The following is a 7,600-nucleotide window of genomic DNA, read 5'->3' as shown; positions in this document are numbered from 1 at the left end:
TTCCCTCTACCACATCCCGTAGTGAGGCCTGTGTGTTTTTGGACACCTCTATCCATTTATAGGATTCTTTTTCTTCTATGGGCAGTTTACCGTACTGTCTTTCATGCTTTGATTTGAACTCTAAGGGTCTGTTCCAAACTTTAATATCAGAATAGCCGTAGGGGGTACCAGTCACGGCATCCAAGACCAAACTTGGATGAATAAAGAATCCCAATCCTTGAAAGCCCTTTGCATTGGTAGTGCCCACAAAGCTATCTTTGTTGATCCTTTTACCATGGCTGCTTAAGTTGATTTCTGTGGTATCTTGGATACAGACAACGAATCTGCCGGCACATGCCGTACGGCAATTATGAATCAGGTTTTCTATAATATCTTTTTCACTGACCCTGTCGTTCTGTAAAAAACGGTAAACCGCTTTTGCCTCTGATTCATTCCTGCTAATCTGACGGATTGAATGGACGCTTTTACTGAATAAATCCGATAAAATCTTATTGCCTCTATAAACTAAACGTTTATCCTCTAGGTCTGTGAATCCCCTTTTCATTTTATTAGCAAAACTATTATTAGTCAGCTAAAATATTAAAAAATTGTGTCCACACGATAGGAACCATCGGGAGTTTCAGGTTCTAAAAGAATTAGAAATTGCCCAAGCGAAAGATTCTGAAATGAATTCAGAATGACATCCTTTTAACTGTTGGAATTAAAGAAATGGGAGAGAATGATTGTCTTTAAGCTAACGTCAACCTGAACTTGCCCGACCCTACCGTTCGGGAAGGTTTCAGGTTCTATAGGAATTAGAGATCCCCAAGCAAAAGATTCTGAAATAAATTCAGAATGACGTACTTTGATAATTTTAGGCTTAGAGGTATTAATAGATCCAACTGGAAAAACTGAACTCTTTAGTCATTTAAAACCTTTCCCTTATTTATTGTGTCCTTAACAATCGTGAATAAGTCCTTTATTTCAAAGGGTTTTGCTATAAAATTAGTGGCTCCAGCCTCTATGCAAATTTCCTTGGCGCCATTGAGCGCAGACATCATAAGGATGGGTGTATGTGAAATAGTATCGGTTTTTCTGATTTCAGCGCAGATATCCGTCCCGTCCATCCCGCTCAATAATTTATCCATCAATACCAAGTCGAATTTATCTTCCAGAAGATTTTTGATCGTTTTATCGGGCATCCTTAAAAGACTCACTTCATATCCATTTAATTCGAGCAGGTCACAGATCATAATTCCCAGGTTATGATCATCCTCAACCAGTAAAATTTTATTCATTCTTATTTTTTTTAAATGTAGCTAATTATACCTTCGTTTGCTTTAAAATAGTCTCAATCTTTAAAAAGAGGGTCTTCATCTCAAATGGCTTAAATATAAAATCTGTAGCCCCGGCCGCCAAACATTTTTTTTTCACTTTACTATGAGCAGACATCATTAGTATAGGTACGTTAGCGGTAGTCTCATTTTCCTGTATTTTCTTACAAACCTCTATACCACTCACCCCAAATATAAACTGATCTAACATAATCAAATCAATAGAATTCTGGAGAATGTTATGTACTGTTTGCTCGGGTTTGTTAGAAATGAATGCCAAATAGCCCTTAGAGTCTAGCACAAATTTTAGCATTTCTCCTATGATAGGGTCATCATCGACCACCAATATCTTATCCATCTTTATTCCTTTTTCACATCCAATTTGGTAGTTACGGGAAGGGTAAAAATAAATTCTGAGCCCTCTCCTTTTTTGCTTTTCACCTTTACCTGGCCATTGTGCCGTTCTATGATCTCCTTGGCTAAATACAACCCAATCCCAAAACCAGAAAAGGTTTCCTCATCCTTTCCGCTTACGCGGTAAAAACGTTTAAAAATATTTTGTTGATCCTTCTTTTCAATACCAATCCCATGATCTTTTACACTTACAGAAACCGAATTATCCTTCGTCTGATAAACCTTGATCTCAATATTCTGGTCATCTGGTGAGTACTTGATGGCATTGGTAATAAAATTGATAAGCACTTGCCCTATTCTGTCCCTATCTGCATTAACCAGGCAACTACTTTCTGTCTGTAAGCTAATATGGGTTTGTTCATAGGCATATTTAATATCATCAATGGTGTCCTTTACAAGTTCATTCAAATCAAATGTTTCACTTTGCAATAAGAGTTGACTGTCTTTTATCCTATCAACATCTAACATTTCAGAGATCAATCTTGTTAATCTGGTTATTTGTTTATCAATGCGTTGCAAGGACGATTTTATAGGCAGGGAATCCCATTGAATTTCCTTATCGTCTTCCATCAAACTTAACAGGAGTTGTGTGTATCCCTTTATGGAAGTAATAGGGGTCTTGAGCTCATGGCTTACCATTTTAAGAAAATCCTCTTTGCGTTTTTCCTCTTCTTTTAATTTCTGTATTTGGGCATTTGCACCTAACCACATAATGATTTTTCCCGTTTCATCTTTTACGGGGACGGCGCGGCTGAGGTGCCATTTGAAATCCCCGTTTTTATCAAGAATTCTCAATTCCATCTCATAATTGTCTCCCGTATTTATCGCCTGTTGCCAGTTATTTATTGCGTCTCGCAAATCTTCTGGGTGTATCAATTTCACCCAGCCCTCTTTTTTTATTTTTTTCAAACTCCATCCCGTAAAATCTGTCCAGCGTTTGTTGTAATAAAATACCTCCCCATCCACTGTCGCATTGATTATCATGTCCGGCACCAGGTCGGTCATTTGGTGATACCGGGCTTCACTTTCCTTTATTTCTTTATTTAGTTCTGCTTGTGCCGTGACCTCATTGGCAATAATCGTCACCCCTATGATCTTTCCTTGAACATCCCGTTGTGGCTGGTACACAAAATTATAGTAAGAGAGTTTCTTTTCTCCGTCCCGTACCAAGTTTACGGGCATTTCATGGGCGTGATAGGGTTCTCCGGTTTTATAGACCTTCCGTAAAAGATCGCCTAAGCCTTGCTCTTCCAGTTCTGGCACCGAGACCAAATATGGTTTGCCGATAATCCCATCCCCTTTCCCCAGGTGATCTAAAATGGAATCGTTTGCTACCGTAAGTATAAAATCTTCACCCTCGAGGACAGCGACCATGGAAGGAGAAGAATGGATTATTTCATTGTACTTTTGCGCACCTTCCTCCACTTTTCTCCGGGCAAGCACCTGCTCGGTCACCTCAACGGCTATTACCATGACTCCTGTAGCTGTGCCTTCCCAGTCCCGTATAGGTTGGTAAACAAAGTTATAAAAGCCACGTTTGCTTTTGTTGTTCCTGTTAATTTTCACTTCCAGCTCTTTGCCGTGATAAGGTTCACCACTTTTTACTACTTTATCAAAAAGCTCTTTGAATCCTTGATCTTTCAACTCTGGCAGTGATTCAAAAATGGGCCTATCAATAAAGTCTTTTTCTTGTTCTACCAACTGCAGGTAAAAATCGTTGGCTAGTTCTACCTTATAATCTTCCCCTTTTAAAAACATAATTGCCACTGGCGCTTGCAACACGAGGTTTTTAAATTTTGCCAAACGCACCTTTTCTTTTTGACGAAGATGCTTTTTTTCTGTAATATCCTCGATGGCCAATAGCACCATTTTTCTGGACTTATTTTCTCCTTTTATCTCCCGGGCATTTAAGAGCATGGTACGCTCCCCAATGGATTTAAAGGTTTGGGTGATCTCAAAATCCAAAAAACTTTCCTTTCTCGGTAATACGGATTCAAGCCGGTCCTGCAATTCAGGGATGTCCCACTGTTTATCTCCAAGTTCATAGAATAATTTTCCTATGGTCTCAGATTCTTTTTCGTGAAAGGTTAAATAAAAAGAACTGTTTGCGCTTATTACCTTAAGATCTTTGTCCAGCACCACCAAAGGTTCACGCACAGTCTCGACTACCACTTCGGCAAAATTGCGCTCTTCTGTCACTTGTTCATTCAGGCTAATAAGCTCCTGGTTTACAGATGTAAGCTCTTCATTAGTGCTTTGTAGTTCTTCTTTGCTGGTTTCCAATTCTTCATTCAGGCTTTGTAACTCTTCACTACTACTTAACAGCTCTTCATTGGAACTTTGAAGTTCTTCGTTAGCAGTCTCTTGGTCTTCCGTGATTTCCAGAATGTCTTCACGGGTCTGTTGGAGTTCTTTCTGTAGTTGTGCTATTAGCTGATCCTTAGGATCTAGCTCACTTTTCTTTCCCTTTTCTTCCGCAGTAATCTCCACTGTGTTAGCTTCTAATGCCTTGGCATGAAAAAGCACCATAAAATAAGGTTCGGCCATATTGGGTAGTTGAACAACCTCCAAAGACACAACTAAGGTGGTATTTGCCACCTTGATGGGGATATTTTCCTTTTGTACCCGATCCTTGTTCTTTTTTGCTTTTTGAAGTAAGCTACGCAGCTCGAAAGCCAGCCCAGGCCTTGCAATTTTAACCAAGTTATAGCTAGGCCTGCCGGTTTGTTGTTGCAGGTAGTTTCCCGTATCGCCCTTAAAATGCACAATATCCAAAACCCCATTCACCACCACCCCTGCCGGGGTATATTCATTAAGTAGAAGGGTATTTGCCGCTTTTTCAAAATTGGTGCCTTTTTCTTCGGTTTGAGCAGCACGATCGCCCCGTTCACGACCGACTTTCTTACCAACCTGTATGGGAGGGAGTATCAATTGACCAGGTACTTCTTTACGGATATATAATTTACTGGCCTTATTTTCACTAGCAAATAACTCACTCATCGTACTGCCAGTTTCAGATTTTCCCAGCAATAAAAAGCCTTTTGGTTTTAGTCCATAATAAAAAGTGGTGAGCGCCTTTTTTTGCAAATAAGGTTCCATATATATCAATACATTTCGGCAGCTAATTAAATCCATATTCCCGAATGGAGGATCCTTCAAAAAATTTTGCTCTGCAAATACACACATTTCCCGCACCTCTTTATTAATCCTATATTTTCCATGGGACTTCGTAAAGAATTTACTAATGCGCTCCGAACTAAGACTCGCAAGTTCATCCTTTTTATACACGCCTTTACGAGCCTTTGCAATGGCCGGTTCACTAATGTCGGTTGCAAAGACTTGTACTTTCTCCCAAGGATTAAGATTGGCTTCCATTTGCTCCCTTAGGCAAATGGCGAACGTATAGGCTTCCTGCCCCGTGCTACATCCAGCTACCCATATTCTTATTGCATCACCACTTTTCCTATTGTTTAATATATTAGGTAAAACCGTCTGACATAGATGATCGAATATTTTTGGATCCCTAAAAAAATCGGTTACGGGAATCAATAGATCCTGATATAATAGATCTTTTTCCTCGTTATTGTTTTTAATAAAATGGAGGTAAGCATCAATGTTTTTGCATTTATTAATCGTTATCCTGCGATCTATTCTTCTGCCTATCGTAGTTTTTTTATAATAGGTAAAGTCTGTCCCCCGGCGCTCTTGCAATAGATCCAGTATTTGCTGAATCGCTTTAGAATTATCTTCTGAATTATCTTCTGAATTATTTTGTTCCTCTCCCTTATCCGTATTGCGTTCACCTATTAACTCTACAATTTTTTCTGGGATCCTTTCTGGTGGCAAAACAAAATCTACAACTCCAGCCTCCGCAGCATGTCTAGGCATGTCGTCCCACTCGGCAGAAGCTTCATCCTGGGCAAAAGTAGTCCCGCCTTTGTTTTTAATAGCTTTAAAACCTTCCGTTCCATCAGATCCAGATCCCGATAGGATAACCCCAATAGAATGAGATTGATGTACATTTGCAAGGGAATCAAAAAAGAGGTTTATTGGTAGATTAGTGGTACCTTTTTCTGGTTTTGGACGTGGTTCAAGTTTTAATATGCCATCGTTTGCCATGAGCATTTTATTGGCCGGTAGAATATAGATTTTATCAGGTTCCACGTCAATATCATCTGTAATTTCCAAAATCTGTATTTTGGTAACCTTTTGTAAAATTTCGGATAGAAGGCTTTTATGGTCGGGATCGAGGTGCTGCACCAAAACGTAGGCAATGCCGGATTTTTCAGGAATATTTTTTATAAAACTTTTAAAGGCTTTTAAGCCTCCCGCAGAAGCACCAATTCCCACAACGGGAAATTCATTCTTTGATTTAATAAGTTTATCTTTTTTCAATTTTTTGGCTTCTTTTGGAGTTTCGGTCAAGAAATATAATTTAACTTATCGGGTTTTCAAATAAAAAGGAAGGTTTTACAAGCATTTTAACTAAACTGCAGTAAAATAAGGGGGATTCCAAAATTTAAACATAGCTCATAGCCTACAAACACACCTTTATTTAAATGCTCGGCATTGAATTTGACTAAAATCCATTTCATTTTTTTAGAACTGTAGTTTTGTAAGTGTTTTCTTGAGTTTTTTCATACGGCAAGTTCCGCTTTACAAATTATCAAAAAGTGTCATCCTGAACAACGTGTAGAATCTCAATGAAGCAGGAGTAAAGTTTAAAAGAGATTCCTCCTCCGTCGGAATGACAAATCAGAAAAAAGTGTCATCCTGAGACCCGTGATAAAAAAATTATCTAACGGAGGAAATTGACGTATGATGGTTCTCAGCAGATTTATTGTTTTAAGAACTTCTTTTTTGCAGTGTAGTGCTTTCCCAGCGTAAAATTTTCGAAGCCTTGGAGAAAATTTAGCTGGGGAAGTACGGTTCAAATTATGCGGTAGCATAATTTGAAACACCTACAAAAAAGTGTCCTTTTTTTGGTTCGTTTTTTTGGACAGGCAAAAAAATGAACAATCTCAAATATTAAACAAATCATTACCGACCAAAGGGAGTGTATTCCAGATTCTTGGAATTACGTCAATGGTAGCCTGTCGAAGGATCTCTAAGCAGCATCATTGCCGCACCTCTTTTAAAAATCTATTGAACTTTTAAAAACTATATCTTCTATATCCTCAGGATTTAGCTGATATTGGCTTAGTGATTTTTCTCCAATAACAAACAAATCGTTATTGCGGATAATAATATCGAAGGCATCTTCTTCAATACCTCCAACAAGATCTGGTTGTGCCGGGTTGGTAACATCAAAAATACGTACCACATCTTTATCGGTAACCAATAAATGATTTCCGTAGAGACCAAGTCCAATGGGACGATCCAGAGTTATGGTTGTAATCAATTCTGGTCTCAAGAGGTCTTGAGTATTATAAACTTCCAGCTGATTTATATTTCCAATACATACCGCATTGGTATGAAGCGTTACATAGGTAAAATCACCAGAAGAAACCACCGGATCACAACTACGCACATGTTCTACTTTAGAGAGCTGCAGTGGAAATTTAGGATCGGAAATATCAAAAATAAACATTCCAAGACGGCTACCTACAAACAAATATTCATCTAAAGAATAAAGGGTTTCTATATCGAAACCTATTTGTTTAGTGCCTACAAAAGTTGGTAGCGCAGGATTTGAAATATCGAAGATCCGCAGAGATTGATCATCTACGGTGTATAAAAAATCGCCTACTAAAGAAAATCGTGCAAGCGAGCCTCCAATACCATCTACAGATGATGCCGGGGAATTATCACCATCGGCGCTACAACCAAACAACATTATGGAAAGACAGAGTAGTATAACTTTTTTCATCTTC

At 38.6% G+C, this 7,600-nt stretch carries 4 protein-coding genes and 2 pseudogenes; all 6 read right to left on the bottom strand.

Going from position 1 to position 7,600, the window contains the following annotated elements:
• Nucleotides 1-247 (bottom strand): annotated as a pseudogene (locus ES724_RS16765) (hypothetical protein); the annotation flags it as partial.
• A gap of 147 nt (nt 248-394) precedes the next feature.
• Nucleotides 395-544, bottom strand: a pseudogene (locus tag ES724_RS17030) (transposase DNA-binding-containing protein); the annotation flags it as partial.
• Nucleotides 545-899: 355 nt separating this feature from the next.
• Nucleotides 900-1,277, bottom strand: coding sequence for a response regulator (locus ES724_RS09655; RefSeq protein WP_146932477.1), 378 nt, complete (start codon nt 1,275-1,277; stop codon nt 900-902).
• Between the two features lie 25 nt (nt 1,278-1,302).
• Entirely contained in the window at nt 1,303-1,671 is a 369-nt protein-coding gene (locus ES724_RS09650; RefSeq protein WP_146932475.1) for a response regulator, read from the bottom strand.
• A 2-nt stretch (nt 1,672-1,673) separates the two neighbouring features.
• A complete protein-coding gene (locus ES724_RS09645) occupies nt 1,674-6,152 on the bottom strand; it encodes a CheR family methyltransferase (protein WP_246136854.1) in 4,479 nt (1,492 codons plus the stop codon).
• A gap of 709 nt (nt 6,153-6,861) precedes the next feature.
• Nucleotides 6,862-7,596, bottom strand: coding sequence for an LVIVD repeat-containing protein (locus ES724_RS09640; RefSeq protein WP_146932473.1), 735 nt, complete (start codon nt 7,594-7,596; stop codon nt 6,862-6,864).
• Nucleotides 7,597-7,600 lie beyond the last annotated feature (4 nt).

Origin of the sequence: Gillisia hiemivivida, assembly GCF_007997295.1 — a bacterium.
Classification (GTDB): Bacteria; Bacteroidota; Bacteroidia; order Flavobacteriales; family Flavobacteriaceae; genus Gillisia; species Gillisia hiemivivida.
The sequence above is the reverse complement of the archived record's forward strand: the minus strand, read 5'-3'. Positions and strand labels throughout refer to the sequence as shown.